This window comes from Komagataeibacter kakiaceti JCM 25156 (assembly GCF_000613305.1).
Window position 1 is genome coordinate 1 of the sequence record NZ_BAIO01000524.1, and the last position, 1,588, is coordinate 1,588.

A 1,588-nucleotide genomic window follows, 5' to 3' on the forward strand; every position below is an offset into this window, starting at 1 on the left:
CACGGGCGTGAATGCGCGGGCGCAGCCAGCCGAGCAGGGGGGCGAAATCGCCCTCGGCTATGGCGGCCATCATGTGCGGCGTATCGCGCTCCGCCGCCTCGCGAAGCTGGGCGGCGATGATCGCGCCCAATGTATAGGTGGGGAAATACCCCCATGAACCGATGGCCAGTGAATGTCCTGCAGGCATCCCAGCCTGTCTTCGGGCACGTTCAGGCCCAGCAGGTCGTGAATGCGGGCGTTGAAGGCTTCGGGCAGGTCGCGCAGCTTCATCCGCCCCGCGATCAGCGCGGTTTCCATTTCGTACCGCACGAGTATATGGGCGGGATAGGTGATCTCATCGGCATCGACACGAATGAAGCCGGGGCGCACGCGGGTCACGAGCCGGTGCAGGTTGTCCACGCTCCAGGCCGGGTCGCCCGCCGTGCCGCCAAAGGCCGCGCGCAGGCGGGGGGCCATCCATTCCATGAACGGGCGGGAACGGCATATCTGCATTTCCATAAGCAGGGACTGGCTTTCATGCAGGCTCATGCCGCGCGCCTCGCCCACCGGCTGGGCGCGCCATGCTTCGGGCAATCCCTGTTCATAAAGCGCATGGCCGGTTTCATGCACGATGCCCATCAGGGCGTTGATGCAGTCATCCGTCTCGTACCGGGTGGTGATGCGCACATCGTCCTCCGCCCCACCGCAGAAGGGGTGCAGGCTGACATCCAGCCGCCCGCGCCGCATGTCGAAGCCAATGGCCCGCATGGTCTCGCGCCCCAGCGTTTCCTGCGCCGCAATGGCAAACGGGCCGACCAGCGGCAGGGGGGCGGGCAGCTTTTCTGGTGTTCCAGCGCCGTTGCGATCAGGTCGGGCAGTTCGCGGGAAAGTTCAGCGAAAACAGGGTCGATATCCGCCTGCCGGGTGCCGGGGTCATACTGGTCCAGCAGCGCGTCATAGGGGGAAAGGCCAAGGGCTTCGGCCTTGGCCGCCGCGATCTCGCGCGTCAGGGACAGGACGGTTTCCAGTTCCGGCAGCAGCCCCGCGAAATCACTGTTCTGGCGCGCGGTGCGCCAGGCCATTTCACAGCGCGACGCCGCGCGGGACGCCGCTTCCACCAGATCGGCGGGCACGGCGGCGGCATGGGCGTGCTGGCGGCGCATTTCATGCAGGTTGGCGCGCGCCATCGTATCTTCTGGCGGCTGGGCGCGCGCCAGCATTTCGGCCATGTCCGGCGCGGTCATGAGTTCGTGCGACAGGACGGCGAGGGTGGCGATGCTTTCGGCCCGGCTGTCGCTGGCGCCCGTGGGCATCATGGTGTCCTTGTCCCAGCCCAGAATGCCCAGCGCGTTGCGGATCTGCCCCATGCGGGCAAAACGGCGGCGCAATGTTTCATAGGCCTGCAGGCCAGTGCTTCCGGGCTGGAAATTCATGAAGGATCCTGACTGAATCTTAATACTCCGTCCCGTATGGACGGTCCGTGAACTGTGCAGGAGCCTCCCCTGCCTTGCAAGGGGTGCGCCTGATGGGGAAGGGCCGGATACAATGGATGAAAACCGGGAGCGGACGGCCATGCTGGCGCGGGGGCATGCGGCACTCGGGGCGGGGG

At 66.3% G+C, this 1,588-nt stretch carries 1 pseudogene; it reads right to left on the reverse strand.

The window, feature by feature from the left end:
- Positions 1-1,412 (reverse strand): annotated as a pseudogene (locus tag JCM25156_RS25410) (carboxypeptidase M32); the annotation flags it as partial.
- Positions 1,413-1,588: the final 176 nt, after the last annotated feature.